The organism is Marinobacter sp. NP-4(2019) (genome assembly GCF_003994855.1).
Lineage (GTDB): Bacteria > Pseudomonadota > Gammaproteobacteria > Pseudomonadales > Oleiphilaceae > Marinobacter.
This window is the reverse complement of sequence record NZ_CP034142.1, coordinates 1,946,995-1,970,339: the sequence shown is the minus strand read 5'-3', so window position 1 is coordinate 1,970,339 and position 23,345 is coordinate 1,946,995. Positions and strand designations below refer to the sequence as shown.

Genomic DNA, 23,345 nt, shown 5'->3' with positions numbered 1-23,345 from the left:
GCCCTATGCGACTTACGTAGGCTTTTTGTGACCAATAATTAACAAGGCCCGGAACAATCCGGGCCTTGTGGTCAGCAGGTGCGGGCCGCCCGCACCTTAATGGCGGGGTTTACTGCCAGATTACCGGCTGGCGCTGGGCGTACCAGCTGTCCACCTTCTCCTGGTAGGCATCCTCCACCACGTTGCGCTTCAGTTTCAGCGTGGGCGTCAGGAAGCTGTTTTCGATGGACCATTCATCGCTGACAACGGTGATGAACGCCAGTTGCTCATGGGGATCCACGGTTTTATTCACTTCCTTGATCAGGTCCTGGAAGCTGGCTTCCAGCTCCTTGCGGAAGGCCTCATCCGCCAGTTTCGGGCGGGTTTCCTCGCCCAGCATCACCAGCGCGTGGGGCTGGGTCTGGTTGGCGCCGGAAACACACACCATCTCAATGGCATCGTGGGACATCAGGCGGTTTTCGATCGGTGCCGGGGCAATGTACTTGCCCTTGCTGGTCTTGAAGATTTCCTTGATGCGGCCTGTGATCTTGAGGCGGCCCATCTCGTCAATCTCACCCTTGTCACCGGTTTTCAGGAAACCGTCTTCGGTGAAGGTTTCGCGGGTTTTCTCTTCGTCCTTGTAGTAACCCATCATGGTGGCCGGACTCTTGATCAGGACCTCGCCCACGTCGCTGATCTTCACTTCCACACCGGGCGCTGCTTCGCCCACATAGCCGGTACGGGAACGACCGGGCTTGCTCATGTGGGAATAGGCAAAGTTCTCGGACATGCCGTAACCTTCCAGCAGCTCCAGGCCGAGGTTGCGGTACCAGTCCAGCACATCGTGGGACAACGGCGCGGAGCCACTGCCAGCCAGCTTCACCTTGTCCAGACCAAGCCCCTTGAGAATTTTCTTCTTAATCAGACCACTTACAACAGGAATCTTGAGCAGTCTGTCAAGTTTCTTCTTGGGCAGTTTCTGCAGCACACCGTGCTGGAATTTCACCCACAGCCGCGGTACGGACAGGAACAGTGTGGGCTGGGCGCGCTGGATATCCTGCACGAAGGTGTCCAGGGATTCCGCAAAGAACAGCTGGAACCCGGCATACAGAGACCCAAGCTCCACAAACGTACGCTCGAACACATGAGCCAGCGGCAGGTAGGACAGCATACGCTCGTCCGGCCCGACACCCAGTACCTGGGTACCACCAGTGGCGGCGAAGGCCATGTTGCCAAAGCTCAGCATCACCCCTTTCGGACGACCAGTACTGCCAGAGGTATAAACGATGGTCGCCAGTTCGTCCGCGTCCCGGGTGGTGTTTTCTTCCATCGGCGGGAACTTGGCCACCAGGTCATTCCAGGTTTCGTAATCGTTGGGCGGGCTCAGCGGGTAGGATACGCAGCGGACACTCTCGGGCACCCCCGGCTTCATCATGTCCCAGTCATCCAGCTTGCCGATGAACACCACCTCGCACTCACTGTGATCGAGGATGTAGCTGACAGTGTCCGCATTCAGCGTCGGGTACAGAGGTACGGAAATGTGGCCGGCCATCCAGATCGCCCAGTCGGACATGATCCAGTGTGCGCAGTTCTTGGAAATAATCCCCACCCGGCTCTTTTCCGGCAGGTCGAGAGACTTCAGGTAAGACGCCATGCGGCGGGCTTCATCAACGGCCCGTTTCCAGGTGTATTCCTCCACCTGACCGTTGCCCATAGGCTGCGTCATATAAAGGGAATTGGCCTTGGCCTTTTCCCAGTAATACACCATATCCAGAGGAAGTTTGTTTGTTGTGTCCATGGACCTTTCCTTGCCTTGCTTAAGGTTACTTAAGTTATTTGAGTTATTGGGATGACCTGTGTCCTGTGAGAGCCGGCCTCTTTGCGGGCTTATTAGACTTTCGTAGGGTATTTCAACACACCACCCTCCGTCAAAACGTGATGGCGGTAAAACTTCCCCTCCCCTACCCCGCATCCTGTTTCCGTGTGGTAAACTTGCGCCCCTTCAAAACTATGAATCACCGCTCAACACTCTCGGGAGAAAGGGCTTATGGCCAAGAAGACTCTGCGAACCCTGATTGGTGCAACCCTGCTGGCCGCAGCGGGACTGGCACAAGGCGACGAACCACGGGTGGTTGCCGTCACCCAGATTGTGGAACATCCGGCCCTGGATGCGGTTTACCAAGGGGTCAGGGATGAGCTGGCCGAAGAGGGATTCACCGAAGGCGAGAATCTCAAGATCATCCATGAGAGCGCCCAGGGCAATGCCGCCATTGCCTCCCAGATTGCCCGCAAATTCGTTGGCGAAGGCCCGGACGCAATCGTTGCCATCGCTACCCCGTCCGCCCAGACCATGGCGGCCGCGGCCCGTAACATCCCGGTGATATTTTCCGCGGTAACCGATCCGGTCGGCGCCAAACTGGTGAAGAGCCTGGAAGCCCCCGGCGCCAACATCACCGGCGTCACCGACATGCTGCCGATCGAGCGCCACATTGACCTGCTGGAACGCCTGGTACCGGACGCCAAGACCATTGGTACCGTCTATAACCCCGGCGAAGCCAACGCCGTTGCCCTGGTGGACTTGCTGGAAGAGCGCCTGCAAGCCCGTGGCCTGACCCTGGCCAAGGCGGCCGCCACCAAAACCTCCGAAGTGCTGGGCGCAGCCCGCTCGCTGGTGGGCAAGGCAGATGCCATCTACCTGACCACCGACAACACCGTGATCAGCGCCGCCGAAGCGGTGGTTTCCGTGGGTGAGCGCGCCAAGATTCCGGTATTCGCAGCGGATACTGCCACCGTCAGCCGTGGAGCCGTCGCTGCCCTCGGCTTTGATTACTACGACCACGGCCGCCAGACCGGCAACATGGTGGCGCGGGTGCTGAACGGCGCCAACCCCGGTGAAATGCCGGTTGAATCCGTCGATACACTGAACCTGTTTGTGAACCCCGCAGCAGCCGAGCGCATGGGCATTACCCTGTCCGACGATGTGCTCAACGATGCCCAGGAAATCGTCAAAAGCGATAAGTAACACCTGACTCAATACGGGCGGGCCTCACAAGGGCCCGCCCGTATTCTTTTACAGCGAATATTACCCATGCTCAGTGACATTGCTCTATACGGCGCCATAGAAACCGGTCTGATCTACGGTCTGGTCGCCTTCGGTATCTACCTCTCTTTCCGGGTCCTGGATTTTCCGGACCTGACCGTCGACGGCAGCTTCCCCCTCGGGGCGGCCGTTGCCGCCATGCTGATCCTTGCCGGCTGGAATCCCTGGATTGCCACCGGTGCCGCGATACTGGCCGGCATGGCCGCCGGTGCGGTCACCGCCCTGCTCAACGTCAAGCTGAATATCCTGAACCTGCTGGCGTCCATCCTCACCATGATCGCGCTCTACTCGGTGAACCTGCGCATCATGGGCCGCCCCAACGTGGCGCTGCTGACCGAGGAAACCGTGCTCACGCCCTGGTACGACCTGGGGCTGGCCTACCACCAGGTGCCGGTGGTGCTGTTCGTGATCGTGGTGCTGGTGTCCCTGATCCTGCTGTGGCGTTTCATGAAATCCGAAACCGGCCTGGCGATGCGCGCCACCGGCGCCAACGCCCGCATGGCGCGGGCCCAGGGTATCGCCACCGGCGGCATGATCGTCCTCGGCGTGGCCCTGTCCAACGGCCTGGTTGGCCTCGCGGGCGCCCTGTTTGCCCAGAGCCAGGGCGCGGCAGACGTCACCATGGGGGTTGGTGTGATTGTGATCGGCCTGGCGTCCCTGATTGGTGGCGAAGCGGTGATTACCCCCTCCACCGTGATTCGAGCGCTGATCGCCTGCGTGGCAGGCGCCATCATCTACCGGCTGGCCATCGCCTTCGCCCTGAACGCGGAGTTCCTCGGCCTGCAGTCCCAGGACCTGAACCTGATCACGGCGGTACTGGTTACCCTGGCGATCGTCCTTCCTGGCGTTCGCACCTCGGTCGCCGCAAAACTCACCCGCAACAAGGCCTGAGAGGTACAGCATGATTAGCGCAACGGATCTCAGACTGACGTTTGGCAAGGGCACGCCCCTGGAAAACCCCGCGTTGCGGGGCATGAGCCTGACCGTCAACCAGGGTGAGTTTGTCACGGTGATCGGCAGTAACGGCGCCGGCAAGTCCACCTTCCTCAACGCCCTCGCCGGTGAAGTGATGGTGGACAGCGGCAAGATCATTGTCGATAACCAGGACGTCACCAAACTGCCGACCCACAAACGCGCGGGCCGGGTGGCCCGGGTGTTCCAGGACCCGCTGGCCGGCACCTGCGAGGGCCTGACCATCGAGGAAAACCTGGCCCTGGCCATCAAACGCGGCCAGCGCCGTGGGCTGACCGCCGCCGTAAAGAAAGAATACATGGAACGGTTCCGTAACAGCCTGTCCTCCCTCAAGCTTGGGCTGGAGAACCGCCTGGGCGACAAGATGGGCCTGCTGTCCGGTGGTCAGCGCCAGGCCGTCAGCCTGCTAATGGCAAGCCTGACGCCCTCCGCCATCCTGCTGCTGGACGAGCACACCGCCGCGCTGGACCCGAAAACCGCCGCGTTCGTGCTGGAGCTCACCACCCAGATCATCGAAGAACAGAAACTCACCGCGCTGATGGTCACCCACAGCATGAAACAGGCGCTGGAAGTCGGTGACCGCACCGTGATGCTTCACCAGGGTGAAGTGGTGTTTGATATCGAAGGCGAGAAACGCCAAGGGCTGGAGGTCAAGGACCTGCTGGGACTGTTCGAAAAGCAACGGGGGCTGGAGATCGACGACGACAGCCTGCTGCTGGACTGATCCGACTCACCTCCGGAAACACAAAAGGCGGGACACACTCCCGCCTTTTGTGTTTTCACACTGCCGATCAGTGACCGTACACCCGCATGGCGGTGTCGGTGATCGCCAGATCGTCCACGAACACCTGACCAATCGACTGCTGACCAATAATCACCTCTTCGATCCCCACATCCGCACGGAACGATGGCATATCAATCGCCAGGGCCGAACCGCCGCCCGACAACCGCGCGCCATGGTAGATGAACAGATCCACCTCCGCGAACAGATCCAGCGGGCTGGAGAACGTCGGGTCGAAGTCGGCCCCGGTGATCTGCAGACCCCGCACGCCCATGGCCAGGAACGGCACATCGAAGTCCATGGTCTCAATGGCAAACGCAGTGCGCAGGCGCATCACGTCGGTGGCGGTATCCACATGCACCGATCCCCGTGCCATCAGACCTTCGGCATAAAAGTTGTCGACCAACCGGGTATAGTCACCGCTGCCATCGGTGGCCAGCAATTCCCACGCCCCGGTGGTCACCCGGAAATCCACGGCGGCAAAGTTGCTTGGCACAATGTTGATGGCGGCATCGCCATCGGCCAGCACATCGACATCAATGCGGATGTTGTCCAGACGATTATTGGCGGTGGGCCCGCCAATACCGGCAAAACCGAAGAAATCCGTCCGCTCCGCACCACCAATACTGATGTCGTTCACGGCGAACGCACCCTCATCGACGTACAGGAACCGATCGATATCAATCCTGGTTTCCAGCTCAATGGAGACACCCGACTGGCCGGTGATCTCCCCCATGGCGCTGTCATCCAGCAGTCGGATGTCAGCCAGCCCCATGGCGGGCAATGCAGAGATGCCCAGCGCAAGCACTGTAGGTTTCAGGCCTTTCATTATTCTGTTCCTTTTTATTCTGTTCCTTTTTATTTGGATCCTTTCATCGTCGTTATCACTTCCTGTGGGCCACTGCAGTATTCGACGCCACCCCACTACTCTAGCGACACGTCTACGGCGGGTACGTGCACCGGTCACAATTACCTGAGTTCGTGAACTACACGCCAATTTTTTTCGGGTATTTTTTAACCACAACATATTGTGCTTTGTAGGCCAAACGCCCAACCTGGCGATTTTCCGGGCAATTCCCCGGATTCAAGCCCTTATCCATTGATTTTCTTTGCCCCAGACACACAACCGATAGTTGTCTTCTTATTCACAGACCACTATATCCTGTTATACTCATTGAAAAGACACCCACATATAGGGTTTTGCGGGTAATTTTTGACCACCGCCCAAATAAGCCGCCCGGGGCGCCATGACTGCAGGCCGCAGCCACGGCCTTTCCCCGGAAAGCGACAAAAAGTCTGGCGAGGTCAACACCACATCTAGTGGTTTTGTGTAAAAAGAGCACAATCCGGCCAGGGCACGCAGCCTGGCCAGCAAAAATCAAAAAGTTCCAAAGGGGTATGGTTGTATTCGGGGTCACCGACAGCCATTTAATAAGACATACTGGAAGATTGAGGGTGGCAATGAACGCTAAAGCACAGGCAGTGGTAACAACAATTCCAATGCAGGAAGCTTCGCTTGATATCTGGAGCAGCAAGTACCAGCTCAAGACCAAGACCGGCGAACCTGTCGATAAGGACATCAACGCGACCTACGAACGCGTAGCGACTGCCCTTTCCCAGGTGGAAGCCAAGGCCAACCGCGCCAAGCACATGAAGGACTTTATCTGGGCCCTTCAACACGGCGCTATCCCGGCGGGGCGTATTACCTCCAACGCCGGTGCCGAGGCCCACAAACCGGCCACCTCCACCATCAACTGTACTGTGTCTGGCTCCATTCAGGATTCCATGAACGACATCCTGGAAAAGAACCACGAAGCCGGCCTGACCCTGAAAGCCGGCTGCGGCATCGGCTACGAATTCTCCACCCTGCGCCCCCGTGGCGCTTACGTTGCCGGCGCCGGTGCCACTACCTCCGGCCCGCTGTCGTTCATGGATATCTTCGACCGCATGTGCTTCACCGTGTCTTCCGCCGGTGGCCGCCGGGGCGCCCAGATGGCCACCTTCGACGTTCACCACCCGGACATCATCGACTTCATCCAGGCCAAGCGTGAAGACGGCCGCCTGCGCCAGTTCAACCTGTCGCTGCTGATCACCGAAGACTTCATCGAAGCCGTGCGCAACGGTGACGACTGGCACCTGTCCTTCCCGGTCACCGAGAAGGAAGTGGAGGAAGAAGGCCTGGACCTGAACGATCCGGAGCAGTTTGTCTACCGCGACTTCCCGATCCTGGACGGCTACGTGGTCAACGATGAAGGCAAGGTGGCGTGCCGTATCTACCGCACCCTGAAAGCCCAGTTCATCTGGGACACCATCATGACCAGCACCTACGACTACGCAGAGCCCGGCTTCATCCTGATCGACAAGGTCAACCAGATGAACAACAACTGGTTCTGCGAAGACATCCGTGCCACCAACCCCTGTGGCGAGCAGCCCCTGCCCCCGTACGGCAGCTGCCTGCTGGGCTCGGTGAACCTGACCAAGTTCGTGGACTACCCGTTCACCGACAAGGCCAGCTTCAACTATGAAAAGTACCGCAAGGTGGTGGGCATCTTCACCCGCATGCTGGACAACGTGGTGGAAATCAACGGCCTGCCGCTGGCCGAACAGCGCCACGAAATCACCTACAAGCGCCGCCACGGCATGGGCATCCTCGGTTTGGGTTCCACCCTTGCCATGCTGCGCATGCCCTACGGTTCTGAAGAATCCGTACAGTTCACCGAAGACGTGGTGCGCGAGATGGCCGTGGAAGGCTGGCGCCAGTCCCTGGCCCTGGCCGAAGAAAAAGGCCCGGCGCCGATCATGGACGACGAGTTCGAGATTACCCCCAAGATGCTGTCCAAGTGCCCGCAGCTGAGCGAAGACGGCTACAAGCTGGGCGACAAGCTCAAGGGCAAGGTCCTGCACGCCAAGTACAGCCGCTACATGCAGCAGATTGCCGGCGTGGAACCGGAACTGATCGAGAAACTGGCCGAGAAAGGTGGCCGCTTCACCCACCACACCTCCATCGCGCCGACCGGCACCATCAGCCTGTCACTGGCCAACAACGCCAGTAACGGCATTGAGCCGAGCTTCTCGCACCACTACGCCCGGAACATCATCCGCGAAGGTCGCAAGACCAAGGAAAAGGTAGACGTGTTCTCCTTCGAACTGCTGGCCTACCGCCACCTGGTCAACCCGGGCGCGATGCCGTTCTCCGAGGACGAAGACAAGAAGCTGCCCAGCTACTTCACCACCTCCGACGACGTCACGCCGACGCAGCACGTGGACATCCAGGCCGCGGCGCAGAAGTGGGTGGACTCGTCCATCTCCAAGACCGCCAACGTGCCCACGGACTTCGCCTACCCGGACTTCAAGGGCATCTACATGTACGCCTACGACAAGGGCCTGAAGGGTTGCACCACCTTCCGCTTCAACCCCGAGGCGTTCCAGGGTGTACTGGTCAAAGAGAAAGACCTGGAAAACACGCTGTATGAATTCACACTGGACGACGGCAGCAAGGTGACCCTGAAGGGCAACGAGCAGGTGGAGTACGACGGCGAGATCCACAACGCCGCCAACCTATTCGACGCGCTCAAAGAAGGCACCTACGGTAAATATTGATCCGGGAACCGACACAGGACAACGAACATGACAGTTAAAATCAGCAACAAAATCGTCGGCTACCGCGTAAAGAAAGCCGACCCCGAAGCCACCGAACACCAGGCACCGGTGCAGGCGGAAACCAAGCCCGTTGAGATGAACGAATACATCGAACGGCCGGACTTCCTGCTGGGCACCACCTACAAGATCAAACCGCCGGTGGCCGAGCACGCGATGTACATCACCATCAACGACATCCTGCTCAACGAAGGCACCGACCACGAAAGCCGGCAGCCGTACGAAGTGTTCATCAACTCCAAGTCGATGGAACACTTTCAGTGGGTTATCGCCCTCACCCGCGTTATCTCCGCGGTATTCCGCAAGGGTGGCGACGTGACCTTCCTGGTGGAAGAGCTGCGCAGCGTGTACGACCCCAACGGCGGCTACTTCAAGAAAGGCGGCGTCTTCATGCCGTCCCTGGTGGCTGAAATCGGCGCCGTGATCGAGAAACACCTGAAGGCCATCGGCCTGCTGGAAAACGAGGAAATGAGCGAAACCACCAAGCGCATCCTCGCCGAAAAGCGCGCCGAGTTCGAAGCCAGCCACACCACGGCCACGAACGACGAAAAAGCCAGCGACTACCCCGCCAACGCCACCATGTGTGGCAAGTGCAGCACCAAGGCGGTGATCGTGATGGACGGGTGTGCGACTTGCCTGTCTTGTGGCGATAGTAAGTGCGGTTGAGGTGATTGACCGGTGATTGATGGGAAGGCCTGGAGTGAAAGCTTCGGGCCTTTTTTGTTTTCGCTTAGATGTACTCGCCTGACCGTTTCGTTATTACGTGGCGACATTACGACAAAGCCAGGAACCCTGTTCGCAACATATTGAAATCTAGACTACTTTTAGACGTATGTTCTATATTTTTGCGTAATAACGACGCGCAATAATGCAGAAGTCACGTGTTTTGGAATAATGAAGCGTTCTGTTAAGTACGCTTTAGCCAATTAAATGGAGGTCGATCTCTTGCTTGAGAATATCGGACTCATCGTTGCTTCGCTCACCGCCATTTACGGGGTAAATGAGTGGAGAAGGGAGTTAAAGGGTCGCCGTGAATATGAGCTAGCCGAGGAAGTTCTTACTTTGGTGTATGACTGCAGGGAGCGTCTGCGGGCGATCCGCAGCCCGTTTTCTCACACCGGAGAAGGCTCAACGAGAAAGGCTGATGCTAATGAAACTCCAGAACAAACCGAGTTGCTTAACAGGGCCTACATTGTTTTTGAGCGTTACGAGCAGCACAGAGAGGTGTTTGCCAATCTGTTTGCGCTCCGCTATCGATTCATGGCTGTCTTTGGCCAGGAGTCTGCTAAACCTCTGGAGAATTTTAGAAAATCACTGAATGAGGTTTTCGTTTCAGCAAATATGCTGCCGACCTATTGGTTGCGTCAGGGCCGCGTTCAGATGGAGAAAGAAGAGTTTGAGCGTCACCTGAAAGAAATGCACGAGCACGAATCAGTATTCTGGGGCACCCTGTCAGAAAAAGATCATTTTAACGACAAGGTTGAGGGGTTCGTTTCTGAAATAGAGTCAGTATGTGCCATGATCATTCGCCCCCAACCATTTTGGCAAAAGTGCGGTAATTTTGTGACCAGACGAAACAATAGCTAACCAAACGCGTCACACAGATGTCCTTTTCTCCGCTTTGCCCCAAAAAGGCCCCCGGTTCGCTCTGCGTTAGCTTCTTTTGAGGGAGGTTCATGATTCTATACAAGTACATGTCCTTCGGTGCCGCGCGAAAGGTGATCGATACCCTATCGCTAGGATTTTCATGTCTTGAAGATTTGAACGACCCTTTTGAATGCACAGCCTTTGGTTTTAAAGATAGCGATGAGTCTATAAGCGCGAAAACCGCCACGGATGCTTGTAGAAACCGTTTCTCGAGAAAATACGGTGTCTTATCGTTGACTCGTCAGCCGTTAAACGCGCTTATGTGGTCGCATTATGGAGACTCTCACCAAGGGGTAGTCCTTGGGTTTGATTGTGATTCGGCCGGCTTTTCAAACCTGCAAAGCAATGTGATTCCAAGCCAGTATGGAGAGATGATCTACTCAGCTACGAAGCCGCACAAGGATCTACCCGTGATTGGCGAGCAGGAGCTAATGGATATTGGTGGTAGCCTTCGTTTTGACTCGAATGTCTTCAATCTAATCAAGAGAGCTTTTCTGTATAAGTCTCTCGAGTGGGCATACGAAGAAGAAGTCCGTATTGTAAAAAATATAGAAAATATCCCCATCGGTTATCACACAGATGGTGGGCGCTATCGTGAATGGAATAAGGTGACTGTCTCTGGTCGGCCTCTATACTGCTTTGATGTGCCGGAGAACTCGCTTAAAGAAATTTACTTGGGGCGACATTTATATAGAAATGTTACCAAAGGTGGCTCTGTTACCGATGAAGAGTTGAAAGGTGTGCTTCAGTCCTGGGGGAGAAAAGATATCAAGATGATGCAATGTGAACCCGATGTTCACTCTTGGAACCTCGTTGCAAAACCATCTATCAACAAAAGCTAACCAGTGCATGTTGGCGGACGCACCTACGCTAGCGCTCCGGCATGCCGCAAAGCCAGGGCGTTAAATTTTCTCCTGATTGGAGGGTAGATGAAATTCATTGATTGGATCGCAGTTTTGGGTGCTCTGGCATGGACGCCACACCTAATTGGCATGATTAAGACTTGGCTCACGAAATCAAGAATTCGTGTCCTTACCAATAGAGCGCCTGAAATTGGATTCACTACTCACGGGTCAATTCTTAATATCCGAATAGCGTTCGCTGTAGAAAACAAGGACATCGTAGTGTCTGATTTAAAAATCCGTTTGAAACATGAGAGCGGAGAGGAGCGAACTTTCGAGTGGCAAGGGATAACTCAGCATGTAGGAAAGATGACAACTCCGGATGCCGGAGTAATGCCATTCGAGAAAGAACAGTCCGTTCTGGCGATAAAACTGAACCAGAAAGAAATTGAAGAGAGGTTCATTCGGTGCCAAGAAGCCGTATATATTTCATCTAAGCAGCAGTATGAAGAAAGCGCGATAAAGAAAATGAGTTATTTAAAGTCTGAGAATAAGTATGACCCAGAGTCCTTTCTTAGAGAACAGGAAATGACCGAGCTATATAGCTTTAATAAGCATGCCTTTCCCTGGAAACAAGGAAAATACCGAGTATCAGTCGAAATCAAGTCTCCAGAAGAATTTGAGATTGTAGATAGCGAGATGGAGTTTCTTCTTAATCCGATAGATGTTGAGGAGCTATCAAAAAACAAGGACTTAATAGAAGGTGAGTACCGTAGGATGTTAATTGGGACAGAGAAAGCCGAGAAGGATGTCGTCTGGCAGTGGCGGTATCCAACACTTACAACAATTTAACCAGTGCAGGCGCGGCCCTATGTGTCAGCGTAGTTGTCCAGTTGGCAAGTCCGTCTAATTCCCAATCACTGGCGCAGACCACCATACTGGCTGAACCAATATTATAGGCATCAGCGCCAAAGCGATGCCCCAAAACACCACAGCCTTTGCCCTGCCCCGCTGGTGTCAGCAACGGTGCTAAAAGTCCGTAAATTGTCAGGATAGATTGTCCTCCCGACCCGCATGGCCTTTTCTTGAAGGTGACGAAACCTGGAAGGAAAAGGCTCATGCAAAGCCGAGAGGACTTTCTCATGATAAAGCAACTACGGGTACAAGGGGCACACATCGTGGACATTGCCCACCGGATTGGCTGTTCAGAACGCACGGTGCGCCGGTATCTGGCCCTGCCAGCACCACCGACCGGCAAGCCCAAAACGCGTCGCCCCAGCAAGCTGGATCCCTTCAAGCCCTTTATCGATCAGCAGTTGGCCAATGAGGTCTGGAACGCCGAGGTCATTTTCCAGCAGTTGCGGGAACAAGGGTACAGCGGCTCCTCGACACTGGTTCGCGAGTACATCCAGCCCAAGCGGCCCTTGCGAGCCAGTAAGCAAACGGTTCGATACGAGACGCAACCTGGCAAGCAGCTCCAGCACGACTGGGGCCAGATCCGGACCGAAGTCGGTGGTCGGATCTGTACCGTCAACATCGCCGTGAACGTGTTGGGTTACTCCCGATACCTTCACGTCTGGGCGGGACCGCGGCAGGATGCCGAACACACCTACGAGTCCCTGGTGCAGGCCTTCCGGTACTTTGATGGCGTCCCGGCCAGTGTTCTGGTGGATAACCAGAAGGCGGCGGTGGTGCGTCATGATCGTGATGGCAGGGTCACCTTCAATACCGGCTTCCTGGAACTGGCCAATCATTATGGGTTCGTTGCCAAGGCCTGCCGCCCTCAGCGCCCCAGAACCAAGGGCAAGACCGAGCGGATGGTGGGCTACGTAAAGCACCACTTCTTCCAGCGCTATCGAAGCTTCGACAGCTACGCGCACCTGAACCAGTTGCTGGAGCACTGGTTAACAACCTGTGCCCATCAACGCCTGCTGAGGCAATTCCAGCAAACGCCGCTGGATCGGTTCGAAACCGAGAAAGCCCAACTGCTGGCAAAACCGGCAACGGACTTCGACACTCGATACTACGATGTCCGCCACGTCAGTTGGGATGCCTACATCGATGTCCGGGGGAATCGGTACAGTGTACCCGCGCGGTGCTGTGGCCAGCAGGTCACGATCCGTATCAGCCTGGACGATGAACTGGCCGTCTACGACATCCGTGGCCAGGAAGTGGCCCGCCACCGACTCACGGATCGCAAGGACGGCTGGCAGGTCCTGGAGGATCACCATAGCTCCTTGTGGCACGACGTGATGCCGGTGCAGCACCGAAGCCTGGCGGTGTATGAGGAGGTACTCCAATGAACCTGGACCAACTCCTCGACCGGCTCAAGATGGATCACCTGCAAGCCACGCTGGATACTCTCTGTGAGCACGCCAGCAAGAAGGACCTGAACTACCGGGAATTCCTCGAACAGGCCCTGGCCCAGGAATGGGGTGGCCGCCACCAGAAAGGCCTGGATACCCGCCTGAAACAGGCCCGTCTGCCCTGGATCAAAACCCTGGAGCAGTTCGACTTCAGCTTCCAGCCGAGCATCGACCGCAAGCTGATCCGGGACCTATCCGGCCTGGGGTTCGTGGAGCGCAATGAGAACGTCATTCTGCTGGGCCCGCCCGGGGTGGGCAAAACCCACCTGGCCGTGGCCCTTGGCGTGAAGGCCGCAGAAGCCGGGCATCGCGTTCTGTTCATGACGCTGGATCGCCTGGTCAGCACCCTGATGAAAGCGCGGCAGGAAAACCGGTTGGACCGGCAGTTGCAGCAACTGAGTTACCCAAAGGTCCTGATCCTGGACGAGATCGGTTACCTGCCCATGACTCGGGAGGAGGCCAGCCTGTTCTTCCGGTTGATCAATCGTCGTTATGAGCGCGCCTGCACCATCCTGACGTCCAACAAAAGCTTTATGGACTGGGGCGAGGTGTTCGGGGACCAGGTCATTGCCACGGCGATACTGGATCGACTGCTGCATCACTCAACGACCCTGAACATCAAGGGCGAAAGCTACCGGTTGAAGGATAAACGGAAGGCGGGGCTCGTTCCCGGTACTACTCAACAACAGGAGGAATCTGACGACCCAGACACTCAAAAAACGGTCACTGAAAACTGATGAAAACCGGACAATCTAAACTGATAAAAAGCGGTCAAAACTCACTGTTGTTGACACTGGTAGTAATATGACGCAGCCCATAACAATGCACTGACAATCAAAACAATCAGGTATAAAAATACTGCGTAAACCCCGACACCCTCTCCAGCAACAATGAACCGGCTGAAGATATAAAAAATCCAGGCTTGCACGGCCGTAATTAGCAGCAACGCCGCCGGATATAGAGCTTTGCGTAGAATCAATGTAATCATTACCGCACTCCCACCTGGTAGAGCTCCTCGGCAAGCTTGCGCCGTCGTTCATTTCCAGCTTCAGAGGGTTCAGCGTAATAGAAATGCCCTTCTGAATCCGGCATCTGCATTGAGTTCTTCATTACCACCAGAAGTATCGCCAACGTCATCAGACTGTCTCGCCGGATTAAGCTACGCGATTTCGCCCTGACCGGAGACACGCCCACGCTGTGATGAGCGGCTGGTTCGCATGGTCCGTCAGATCCCCCGGTTCAGAATAACGGCCGTGCCGACTGGCTAGCCTTCCTGTTGATCCTGGTCTGGCGACTGAAAGCCTACAGTTCCTTGTGAGCTGGGCTTCTGTACGGTCCAGGACTGGAAAAAGTAGTATCTGCGGGTTAGTCTGAATGAAACCACAACAAGGAAGCTCCCCATGAAGGATATAATGAGGCCCATGTTCGCTGGTGCTGATGCACTCCGGCAACCAGACTCACCGCTCCGGCTCCTGCCCCTGAGTTACTTTATCCTTCATACGTCGCCCGATAGCAGTGGCCCTGGCGGCTTAGTCCAATAGACATTTAAAGGTCATCTGCGCACGACCATTAAATGCTTAGGTGTTAGAAGGCAAAAATGCATCCATCATTGAATGCTGAGTTTGATCCCCCTTCGTCTCTAACCCCAAAAAAGGTCATGGGACGAAATGAGTTGTGCTGGTGTGGGTCGGGCAAGAAGTGGAAGAAGTGTCACAGGGATAGGCATCTTCAGCAAGAAGTTCCGGTCGGAAAGCTAATGAAGGAGATGTATCAAAACCAAAAGCAAGGAACATGCCTCCACCCAGAAGCCTCTAAAGAATCATGTTCAAGTAAATTAATCAAAGCTCATACTATTCAAAGGGCGAGTGGTCTTAGTGCAATTTCCGAAAAAGGACACGTTATTTCGCCAAAAAAAGGATTTGAGAATATATTCAAGAATAATGGTCAGATTACTCCTGTTCCAATCGGGATAGGAAATGCGTCAACATTCATGGGTTTCTGTTCATACCATGACAATGCCCTATTTGAGCCGATAGAGAGTACTACGTTTACTCTAAATCATCAGGCTGCCTTTCTCTTAGCATTTCGCGCTCTTTCATATGAGTATCTGACAAAAATGAACTCGATTAAAACAATAGAAATACAGCGCAATTTCGACAAAGGGAAGGATTTTCAAGCGCAGGCCTACATTCAGAATTATCTTCATACACATCGTGCTGGAATCGAGAGAGGCATGAAGGAGCTGGAAGTATGGAAGACCAAATATGACAAGATGTTTTTGGATGAAAACTTCGAATCAATGCCACACTATGCAGTTGAGTTTGATGGAATACTACCTTTTGTATGCAGCGGAGGGTTTTATCCGGAGATTGATTTTGAAGGCAATACTCTACAAAGAATTTCTCGCGGTAATTTTGAGTTTGAGCACGTATGCGTAAATGTGTCGGTAGTTGGTGAAAGATCATTTTTGGCTTTTGGGTGGCATGGGGCTAATGATGGGCCAGCGCGGCAATTCGTCAAATCGTTTAGATCGTTAAAGAACACTGAAAAGGCAAATGCTTCCCTTATCCTGGCTGTTGAACAACTGGAAAACACATATTTCAATCCCACTTGGTGGGATATGCTAAGCAGTAGAAACAGAGAGCACCTTATACATAGAATGAGGTCCGGAATCGGGTTTAATGCAATAAGGTTGGAAAGTACGTTTCAGGATCTAGCCAAGATAATTTCTGGGTTCAATATTGTTAATGAAGTTGGAAGTATGTAGAAATTCCTTCTAACATCTATATAACCTCCCGGCGTCAAGGGACGCTGGACTTCCCCCAACGTTATGCCTCGGAGGGCGCAAATGATTCCTGAAAAAGTGTTCAAAGAAATAGTTGCTCGCGCCAAAAACCAGTGGCCTGACGATAAGGAAATGCAGAGATACTGCATTTCAGAAGAGAAAGAAGGTTACAATAAGCTTCAGAGCATTGATTTTGGTGATCTTGAAAATCTAAAGGATGAATTTATCAAGTCTGCGCTAGAAAGCTTTGAACACTGGACTGAAATCTTTGATTCGGTCGAATCTGAGCTTTCCGCCTATCGCGAATTTCTGGCATTTTCCGCTGATGGCGTGGCGCATGAGGTTATTGAAGAGTGGAAAGCAGAGGCCAAGGAAAAGTACGAGGACTATTACGCAGGGCAGCTTGAGTTCTTGGAGAATAAGTCACAAAAGCATGCATCAATTATCGCTACCCGACAGCAAATTGACCCGATAAAATCTTTGCTTATTGAGCTGGAGCAAATTGTCGGAAACGAGTGCTACAATGGAAACATTCAAAACTATGGAAGCTGGGGCGAACTTGAAAGTGAAGGTCGGCAGTTCCGATATCCGGTTAAGTTCTACTCAGGTTCGGAGGAAAGGAAAAGAAGGACTGTCTCACCAGATATTCCTAGCGAAGAGCTGATCACTGGATATTACGCCTTCGGGGCGAACGAACTAAACATTTACCGTGCCTTGTTCAAAGTCGTTTCGCATCTTCGAGAAAAATATGACCTCAAGGTGTAATTGGCATAGCAACACGCTCCTGCCGGGATTGATCTATGTACGAAAAAATAGTATTGATCGTCTTGGGCGCGGCCCTAGGAAAGGTGATTGACATTTACCTTCAAAGACGAAAGGTATCACATCTACAGACGGCGATCATAGAAGAGCTTGAAGACATCAAAGATCGATTGTTTTTAGTATGCAGAGCGTATGAAAGAGCAATCCAAATATTTGCGCTGGGCGGATTTTCTCCTGACCTTCCGCTTAAATTATCTAATCCTATGTTTAAAAAGCATTATTCGGATATCGCGATAAAATTAGGGGCCTCTCAAAGAAAATCCTTCTCCCTGATCGATTCATATGTCGATGCAATTAATGACGGGATCGCAAAGGTTGAGGCAGCCCATCCTGGGACAGCCGAAAACCTGTCTGAAGATATCTTGGATAGGTGGGGAGACTTGTTGAAAGGGCAATATCACAATGCGGCCACCGCCTATTGGCATGTAAATTATCATTTGTCCAACAAAGAGCTTCCGTACCTTGGCGACGAAGGGTCTGAGGTACACAAAGCATACCTAGCCCAATTGGAATCATCGGAAGACCATTTGAAAAAGTTAATTGAAGGAGCTCGGGGAAACTTAACCAGAGATGATTTCTAATAGATTTAACGAGCCAATGCTGGCCGACACAGCAAGCATCGGCCTTGTGAAAAACAGTACAGATCTATTTTTCTGAAAGGCATTCACTATACCCAATTCCGAAGCTATTGAAAGCCTACCAACACAGGAGGATTATAGAATTTACGCCATGTTCTGTCGCCCGACGGCCAAGCAGCGACAGAACTCCCCTCTGTCACCCTAGTAGTCCAGCTGGCAAGTCCGTCTAATTCCCAATCGCCGGCGCAGACCACCATACTGGCTGAACCAGTATTATAGGCATCAGCGCCAAAGCGATGCCCCAAAACACCACAGCCTTTGCCCTGCCCCGCTGGTAGTAATATGACGCAGCCCATAACAATGCACTGACAACCAAAACAATCAGATACAAAAAAACTGCGTAAACCCCAATACCCTCGCCAGCAACAATGAACCGGCTGAAGACATAAAAGATCCACGCTTGCACGGCCGTAATTACCAGCAACGCCGCCGGATACAGAGCTTTGCGTAGCATCGATGCATTCATTACCGCACTCCCACCCGGTAGAGCTCCTCGGCAAGCTTGCGCCGTCGTTCATTTCCAACTTCAGCGGGTTCAGCGTAATAGAAGTGCCCTTCTGAATCCGGCATCTGGCTCGCAAGTAACGGCAATTCCATGAAAAGCTCGATTACGCTCATTCCAGCGTAAATTGGGTCTCCATGTTCATCGATATCAATAACAACCACTTTGCGAATGTCCGTGATATCTCTCAGCATTCCCAGGAAAGACTGGCTAATCGGGCTGCCAATCAGGACAAGGTGATCAACAACAGTGCCCTGCCTCGCGTATTTGGCGGCTAATTGCGCTGCCACCACTGAGCCGTAGGAGTACCCTATCAAATTGAACTGACTGGCTGTCTGATTTGTGGCAACGCGCAGTAACATGGGAAAGCGCGGATCATAATCCCGGCCCAAAACTGACCCAACAGCCGCATCCATTGCTGTTCCGCCCGACCATTTGTCTCGGTCAACATACATCGCACTGTTGATACCCGCGTCCCTCATGGCCTTGACCATCGGCCTGACATAGGCCCCGTCCATGCCCGCTCCGGGAAAGAAGTATGTACCAGAGATTTGTTCGCCCGGCTGAGTACAGCACTCGCCTTTCAGCGGCCCATAATTCTGAGTGCGATCATCTGTTGTTACTTCAGCATTGAGTTCTTCATTACCACCAGAACTATCGCCAACGTCATCAGACCGTCCCGCTGCATTAAGCTGAGCGACTTCGCCCTGACCGGTCGCGTTCGTCTTCAACTCAGTGTGAGATGCCCTACTCTGCTGCGCTCCCACATCGTTGTTAGCATTTTGTCGGCTTTGTTCCATGTCAGTCGAGGGGACTATCGCCCCTTTGGCCTGAGCTTTCAAAGGGGCTGGAGAGAGGCCAGAAAAAGGTGCTGGCATATAGGTATCGCCGATAACAACACTACCACTGCCAATCGTAATCCCACCACATGTAATGGCGCCGCCTGTTACCGCAGCAGGAATTCCATTTATCAGCACAGTTGCGGACCCCGAGGCAATGGCCCGTGGGTGGGGAGGGTGTTTCGGTTTGGAGTGCGGTGCAAGTGGGTCTCCAACCCTGGCCACGGGTTTTCCATCTACAAGTACGTTGGCGGAACCCGCAATAACAGGGGTTGGCGGAAACCCCTGATGATCCGTTCCTTGATCACCCAGCAATACAATTTTTTTGCCACTCATGCCACTCTCCTTGGCTAAATATCCAGTTGTCCATCACTTGGTTGCCTTCCGGCAATAGGTAGGTGTAAACACTAGAGGAATTTTATCGGGTTTTCGAGCAGTTAGGGCTAGTTTCTCCCACTAATCACATGCGAGAACACCGGAGCTTGGTTTTCCACGAATGGAATCTCCGCCAGAAGAGCATCAGCCTGTTCGTCAAGGATACAGGGTACAGACTGGCGGGCGTGCCAATCGATTCCACAATAATGGCGGTGGGTGCTATGGTAAAAGTTCATGAACCTTCTCCCTTGTAGTGCTTGGTCGCCTTCCAGCTTTAGGGTCAACCGTTGGACTGGGGGAGGCTCTATCAGTATCAAATGCGGTCAACGGACGCTCCTGTCGTCACGCCGTTGCCGCTAACGTTCTAAATAGATTAACGAGGAGATTTCTTGATGCCAGAGAAATCGACGTTACGTAGGTTCGAGCGGCTCGCGACTAAGTTTTCCGACGATGAATTTATATGTTTTGGCTTGCCAGTCAAGAAGCCGACAAGTTTTCGATACAAAGTCAGTGCTAATGTAGCTGACGCGTCAAAGAATAATAATTACAACGAGATACTGCACGTGGAGATGCCGGGAGTTATTTCCTCCCCCGATGAATTTGAAGAATGTTGTTGTGATTTCGTTATCAACTGCCCTTATAAATCCAGTGACATTGAAGATGGATATCTCGGGTTTGGTATGTATGAAGCGGCAATTAATAGATTTTCGTTTTGGATAAGAATATCTTCTTATTCTACCGGAAATGTAGTTAATAAATGGAGCCTAGAAAATGCTTTAGGTTCTGATGTGACAACAATTTTTGGGAAAGAATTTTGGTCAGTAATTTCAGTTAAAACAGTAAACTTTAGGCTAGGTCACAGCGTGCTTTCTGACGGTGAGTTAGTGATTTTTGACATAATCGACGTAAGCTTTTAATTTATAAAAATTATTATTTCCATTCCAAATAGAATTGAAATTCTTCACGGTCTAGAGTCCTATGCGTTAGAGGTGACCGGGTCTCGTTCCGATACAAGGATCACTGGGATCATGAGCAGCATCCATTACAGTTCCGCCCGACCATTTGTCTCGGTCAACATACATCGCACTGTTTATACCCGCTTCCCTCATGGCCTTGACCATCGGCCTGACGTAGGCCCCGTCCATGCCCGCGCCGGGGAGGAAGTATGTACCCGAGATCTGTTTTCGCCCGGCTGAGTACCGCACTCGCCTTTCAGCGGCCCATAATTTTGAGTGCGATCATCTGTTGTTACTTCAGCATTGAGTCCTTCATTACTACCAGAAGTATCGCCAACGTCATCAGACCGTTTCTCCGGATTGAGCTGAGCGATTTCGCCCTGATCGGAGCCATGCCCAAGCTGTGATGAGGGTTTGGTTCGCATGGTCCGTCAGATCCTCCAGTTCAGAAAAGCGGCCGTGCCGACCGGCTAGCCTTCCTGTCGATCCTGATATGGAGGGTGAAAGCCTACAGTTCCTTGTGAGCTGGGCTTCTGTACGGTCCAGGACTGGAAAAAGCGGTATATGCGGGGTAGTCTGAATGAAACCACAACAAGGAACCGCCCCATGAAGGATATAACGAGGCCCAGGCTCGCGGATGCTGATGCACCCTGGCAGCCAGACTCACCGCTCCGGCTACTGCCCTCAAGTTACTTTATCCTTATTCGCCGCCTGATAGAGCGGCCCTGGCGGCTTAGTCCAACAGACATTTAAAGGTCATGCTGCGCACGACCTTTAAATGCTTAGGTGTTAAATTCTAGGAGTCAATAGTGACAGAGTGGTTGTCAAATTTCTTTCTGTCTAAGGTGAGAGCCAAAAATGCAGCAACATTGCTGTTGTGCATTGTAGGAGTCTTTGCTCTCTGGCCTTGGCTTAATAGACTCGCTATTGATCGAGATATCCCATCAGATTATATATTTCCTCTAGCTGTTCTGGGAATTCTGGCACTTTCATATTTATTAATTAGTGTTTCCGTCAAAGGATTTCGAATCCTTAAAGTTTTTAGGGGAAAATATAGTCGGAAAATAGAAGATAAAAAACAACAAGAAGAGTTCAGGGAAAAAGTCCGCGTATCTCTTCCAGCCTTGAATAAAGAAACCTTGGGCATACTGAAAGATCTCGGAGAATCGGAGCAAAAAATTGATATAAGACATAAGGGCGTTGTTTGGTTACTAAAAGAAAATTTGATAAAAAAGGTCCTACAAACATCCGCTACAGAGTTCGTGATTAAGATAGATCAAAATGTGAAAGAGTTATTATGTGAGTTTGAAGCTACAGAATTCACAAAAGTTGTCGAAGAGACGATCAACAATCTTCAAGAAAACCAACGATCATTTCTGGATTTATTTTGGAGCAAGGATGTTCCATATGGTACTCGAGACTCAGGAAAAATGATGCCTAATCAGGTCTACTCCGCAGGGTACGTCCTTGTCGATAAAGGGCTGATTCTGCTTTCTCGTATCACCGAAGGGCGGAACATCGAAGAAACATTTACATTACAAGACGAAGCTGAGTCATACATGAAGAGTCAAATTTATAGAACTCCACCTCAACGTAGGTCATTAATAATTTGCCCTAAATTTGTTAGAGGATCTGGCGCTTCTGGTGGAGGTGCAATTGGCAACATGCCCAGAAAAATTTAAGAATCGCAGTCAAGCCGACGGCTTTTTCGTTCCGCCTATGGCTCCACTACATAGCCGCGGTTGCTGCATGCGTTGAGGCTGTATAAAAAGTCCCGAGGTTTTGGGGGTGGCGCTCCTACGCGAAATCTGCGGAATATTTCGGAGAGAAATGCCCCAGAGTTCACGAAAAGGCGCTATTTGCAGCGCAAAAATTAAACAATTTGAGGCCATAGAAGGGCTCTGGAGTTTTTCTACAGCCTTGTATGGATAAGTCGTGATGAGAAAGAAGACGCCACGAAAGGCAAACGTGCATGATGTACGGCACTACCTCTCCTTAGGATTTAGAGATTACACAGCCGCACGTTTCCTATTACTCAATGATTTCCTCTTACAAGGCGCAACTCTTTCAAGTACTGCAGTAGAAAAGTACTTTAAAGCAATTTTTGCTACAAAAGGTCACCTTATACAGAGTCACCTGGATGATTATAAAAAATTTAAAAGCCTGTTCGGCAGGCTTGATATATCAATTTTCGAAAGGTTGGACGAAAATTATATAAAACTCCTCGGTGAAATTTATAAGCTTAGATATTACGATTCAGTGATCAACAAGGTGAGCTGTGGATTTTTCAAGTGGCAGGTAATCGGTGAGCTTGATTACACGATAGATTTAATTGACAAAACCTGTTATTCAGAATTATCAAAACCTGAAGTACCCACTCGCTACATGCAAAGTGTTAATAATAAGAATGAATATGTGTGGAAAGAAAACTATGTTTTGAATGGTCTGGGAAAGAAAGAGTATATGGAAAGAGTGACCGAGGGGGTGATTATTCACCTTTATAGAGGGAGGCATGAAGTGATAATTGAGCCCAACTCAATAATTCCTCACTATAATGGTCGCATCACTACAGTGAAAGATATCAACATCGATCCTATGGATTTGATGGACAAGTTAGTACAGCAATGAATATGGCGAAGACAGAACAGAGGATATGTAGGCGTTAACGGTAGAGAGCCTAACCAGTGGCTGCTGTCGGACGTGCACTTTCCCCACTTCAATAGACACGCACCGATAACTCCTCGAAAGGATCAAACCTATATCTGGGATCAAAACCAGAAAAAACGAAACCGATCTCTTTTTCCCATAAACGTAATCCGGAACCGCCCATGAACAAAACTTCAAAGGCACTGATAATCTGGCTAAACATACTCACCCTGGCCATCGCTAACGGCCTGTTTCGGGAGGTAGTGCTTCTGCCAGCGTTTAGGATTCCAGCTGCATTTGTAATGAGCGGTCTGCTGCTGTCAGCCCAGATTATTGGCGTGGCGTGAAAAAACCGGGACAGACCCATTTCACGGCTCCAACTCCTCGAAATAACCAACCATAATTAGTCCCTATCGAGCCGGACTCCACGTTGACCAG

At 52.3% G+C, this 23,345-nt stretch carries 24 protein-coding genes; 18 read left to right on the top strand and 6 right to left on the bottom strand.

All coding sequences use genetic code 11. The annotated features are described in order from the left end of the window. Positions 1–109: 109 nt before the first annotated feature. Positions 110–1,777, bottom strand: coding sequence for an AMP-binding protein (locus EHN06_RS09050; protein WP_127332145.1), 1,668 nt, complete (start codon positions 1,775–1,777; stop codon positions 110–112). Positions 1,778–2,026: 249 nt separating this feature from the next. Here EHN06_RS09050 and EHN06_RS09045 point away from each other — a divergent pair, with 249 nt between their 5' ends. The 3 genes from EHN06_RS09045 (at position 2,027) to EHN06_RS09035 (ending at position 4,775) form a co-directional block, all read left to right on the top strand. Beyond that, positions 2,027–3,001: an ABC transporter substrate-binding protein gene (locus EHN06_RS09045; protein ID WP_127332143.1), complete on the top strand. Its 975-nt coding sequence runs from the start codon at positions 2,027–2,029 to the stop codon at positions 2,999–3,001. Between the two features lie 66 nt (positions 3,002–3,067). Beyond that, on the top strand, positions 3,068–3,970 hold the full coding sequence (locus EHN06_RS09040; protein WP_127332141.1) for an ABC transporter permease: 903 nt from the start codon (positions 3,068–3,070) through the stop codon (positions 3,968–3,970). Positions 3,971–3,980: 10 nt separating this feature from the next. Next, a complete protein-coding gene (locus EHN06_RS09035) occupies positions 3,981–4,775 on the top strand; it encodes an ABC transporter ATP-binding protein (protein ID WP_127332139.1) in 795 nt (264 codons plus the stop codon). A gap of 67 nt (positions 4,776–4,842) precedes the next feature. Here EHN06_RS09035 and EHN06_RS09030 read toward each other — a convergent pair whose 3' ends face one another. After that, positions 4,843–5,661 carry a DUF6160 family protein gene (locus EHN06_RS09030; protein ID WP_127332137.1) on the bottom strand — a complete coding sequence of 273 codons (819 nt, stop codon included), beginning with the start codon at positions 5,659–5,661 and terminating at the stop codon, positions 4,843–4,845. Between the two features lie 632 nt (positions 5,662–6,293). On the opposite strand from EHN06_RS09030, the gene EHN06_RS09025 reads away from it, so the two are divergent. The 7 genes from EHN06_RS09025 to istB all read left to right on the top strand — a co-directional run bounded on the left by EHN06_RS09025 (position 6,294) and on the right by istB (position 14,081). Beyond that, the gene (locus tag EHN06_RS09025; protein WP_127332135.1) at positions 6,294–8,432 is read left to right on the top strand and encodes an adenosylcobalamin-dependent ribonucleoside-diphosphate reductase; all 2,139 of its coding nucleotides are present in this window, start codon (positions 6,294–6,296) and stop codon (positions 8,430–8,432) included. 27 nt (positions 8,433–8,459) lie between these two features. Continuing rightward, complete coding sequence (locus EHN06_RS09020; protein WP_127332133.1) at positions 8,460–9,155, top strand: NrdJb; 696 nt, start codon at positions 8,460–8,462, stop codon at positions 9,153–9,155. Positions 9,156–9,434: 279 nt separating this feature from the next. Continuing rightward, positions 9,435–10,076: a hypothetical protein gene (locus EHN06_RS09015; protein ID WP_127332131.1), complete on the top strand. Its 642-nt coding sequence runs from the start codon at positions 9,435–9,437 to the stop codon at positions 10,074–10,076. Between the two features lie 89 nt (positions 10,077–10,165). After that, positions 10,166–10,978: a DUF2971 domain-containing protein gene (locus EHN06_RS09010; protein ID WP_127332129.1), complete on the top strand. Its 813-nt coding sequence runs from the start codon at positions 10,166–10,168 to the stop codon at positions 10,976–10,978. Positions 10,979–11,065: 87 nt separating this feature from the next. After that, positions 11,066–11,830, top strand: a complete 765-nt coding sequence (locus tag EHN06_RS09005) for a hypothetical protein (RefSeq protein WP_127332127.1) — start codon at positions 11,066–11,068, stop codon at positions 11,828–11,830. A 266-nt stretch (positions 11,831–12,096) separates the two neighbouring features. Further along, complete coding sequence (istA, locus tag EHN06_RS09000; RefSeq protein WP_127332125.1) at positions 12,097–13,281, top strand: IS21 family transposase; 1,185 nt, start codon at positions 12,097–12,099, stop codon at positions 13,279–13,281. Then, on the top strand, positions 13,278–14,081 hold the full coding sequence (istB, locus tag EHN06_RS08995; protein ID WP_127332123.1) for an IS21-like element helper ATPase IstB: 804 nt from the start codon (positions 13,278–13,280) through the stop codon (positions 14,079–14,081). The genes istA and istB overlap by 4 nt, the downstream gene beginning before the upstream one ends. 41 nt (positions 14,082–14,122) lie before the next feature. Here the strand turns inward: istB and EHN06_RS08990 are convergent, their stop codons facing one another. Both EHN06_RS08990 and EHN06_RS21150 read right to left on the bottom strand, forming a co-directional pair. Next, positions 14,123–14,332 (bottom strand): hypothetical protein, encoded by a 210-nt coding sequence (locus EHN06_RS08990; protein WP_127332121.1) that lies wholly within the window; start codon positions 14,330–14,332, stop codon positions 14,123–14,125. Further along, positions 14,332–14,481, bottom strand: coding sequence for a hypothetical protein (locus EHN06_RS21150; protein ID WP_164735593.1), 150 nt, complete (start codon positions 14,479–14,481; stop codon positions 14,332–14,334). The genes EHN06_RS08990 and EHN06_RS21150 overlap by 1 nt, the downstream gene beginning before the upstream one ends. A 460-nt stretch (positions 14,482–14,941) precedes the next feature. Between EHN06_RS21150 and EHN06_RS08985 the strand changes: the two genes are divergently transcribed. The 3 genes from EHN06_RS08985 to EHN06_RS08975 all read left to right on the top strand — a co-directional run bounded on the left by EHN06_RS08985 (position 14,942) and on the right by EHN06_RS08975 (position 17,532). Then, a complete protein-coding gene (locus EHN06_RS08985; RefSeq protein ID WP_127332119.1) occupies positions 14,942–16,111 on the top strand; it encodes an SEC-C domain-containing protein in 1,170 nt (389 codons plus the stop codon). An 81-nt stretch (positions 16,112–16,192) separates the two neighbouring features. Further along, on the top strand, positions 16,193–16,894 hold the full coding sequence (locus EHN06_RS08980) for a hypothetical protein (RefSeq protein WP_127332117.1): 702 nt from the start codon (positions 16,193–16,195) through the stop codon (positions 16,892–16,894). Positions 16,895–16,929: 35 nt separating this feature from the next. Continuing rightward, a complete protein-coding gene (locus EHN06_RS08975; protein ID WP_127332115.1) occupies positions 16,930–17,532 on the top strand; it encodes a hypothetical protein in 603 nt (200 codons plus the stop codon). 223 nt (positions 17,533–17,755) lie between these two features. Here the strand turns inward: EHN06_RS08975 and EHN06_RS08970 are convergent, their stop codons facing one another. Together EHN06_RS08970 and EHN06_RS08965 are read right to left on the bottom strand one after the other, a co-directional pair. Beyond that, positions 17,756–18,055 (bottom strand): hypothetical protein, encoded by a 300-nt coding sequence (locus tag EHN06_RS08970; RefSeq protein WP_127332113.1) that lies wholly within the window; start codon positions 18,053–18,055, stop codon positions 17,756–17,758. Continuing rightward, positions 18,055–19,266 (bottom strand): type VI secretion system PAAR protein, encoded by a 1,212-nt coding sequence (locus tag EHN06_RS08965; protein ID WP_127332111.1) that lies wholly within the window; start codon positions 19,264–19,266, stop codon positions 18,055–18,057. The genes EHN06_RS08970 and EHN06_RS08965 overlap by 1 nt, the downstream gene beginning before the upstream one ends. Positions 19,267–19,697: 431 nt before the next feature. Between EHN06_RS08965 and EHN06_RS08955 the strand changes: the two genes are divergently transcribed. The 5 genes from EHN06_RS08955 (at position 19,698) to EHN06_RS21145 (ending at position 23,254) form a co-directional block, all read left to right on the top strand. Continuing rightward, on the top strand, positions 19,698–20,222 hold the full coding sequence (locus tag EHN06_RS08955; protein ID WP_127332109.1) for a hypothetical protein: 525 nt from the start codon (positions 19,698–19,700) through the stop codon (positions 20,220–20,222). Between the two features lie 248 nt (positions 20,223–20,470). Beyond that, positions 20,471–20,668, top strand: coding sequence for a hypothetical protein (locus EHN06_RS08950; protein WP_127332107.1), 198 nt, complete (start codon positions 20,471–20,473; stop codon positions 20,666–20,668). A 402-nt stretch (positions 20,669–21,070) separates the two neighbouring features. Continuing rightward, positions 21,071–21,943, top strand: a complete 873-nt coding sequence (locus tag EHN06_RS08945; RefSeq protein ID WP_127332105.1) for a hypothetical protein — start codon at positions 21,071–21,073, stop codon at positions 21,941–21,943. A 256-nt stretch (positions 21,944–22,199) separates the two neighbouring features. Continuing rightward, positions 22,200–22,889 (top strand): hypothetical protein, encoded by a 690-nt coding sequence (locus tag EHN06_RS08940; RefSeq protein ID WP_127332103.1) that lies wholly within the window; start codon positions 22,200–22,202, stop codon positions 22,887–22,889. A gap of 200 nt (positions 22,890–23,089) precedes the next feature. Then, positions 23,090–23,254 (top strand): hypothetical protein, encoded by a 165-nt coding sequence (locus EHN06_RS21145; protein WP_164735592.1) that lies wholly within the window; start codon positions 23,090–23,092, stop codon positions 23,252–23,254. Positions 23,255–23,345 lie beyond the last annotated feature (91 nt).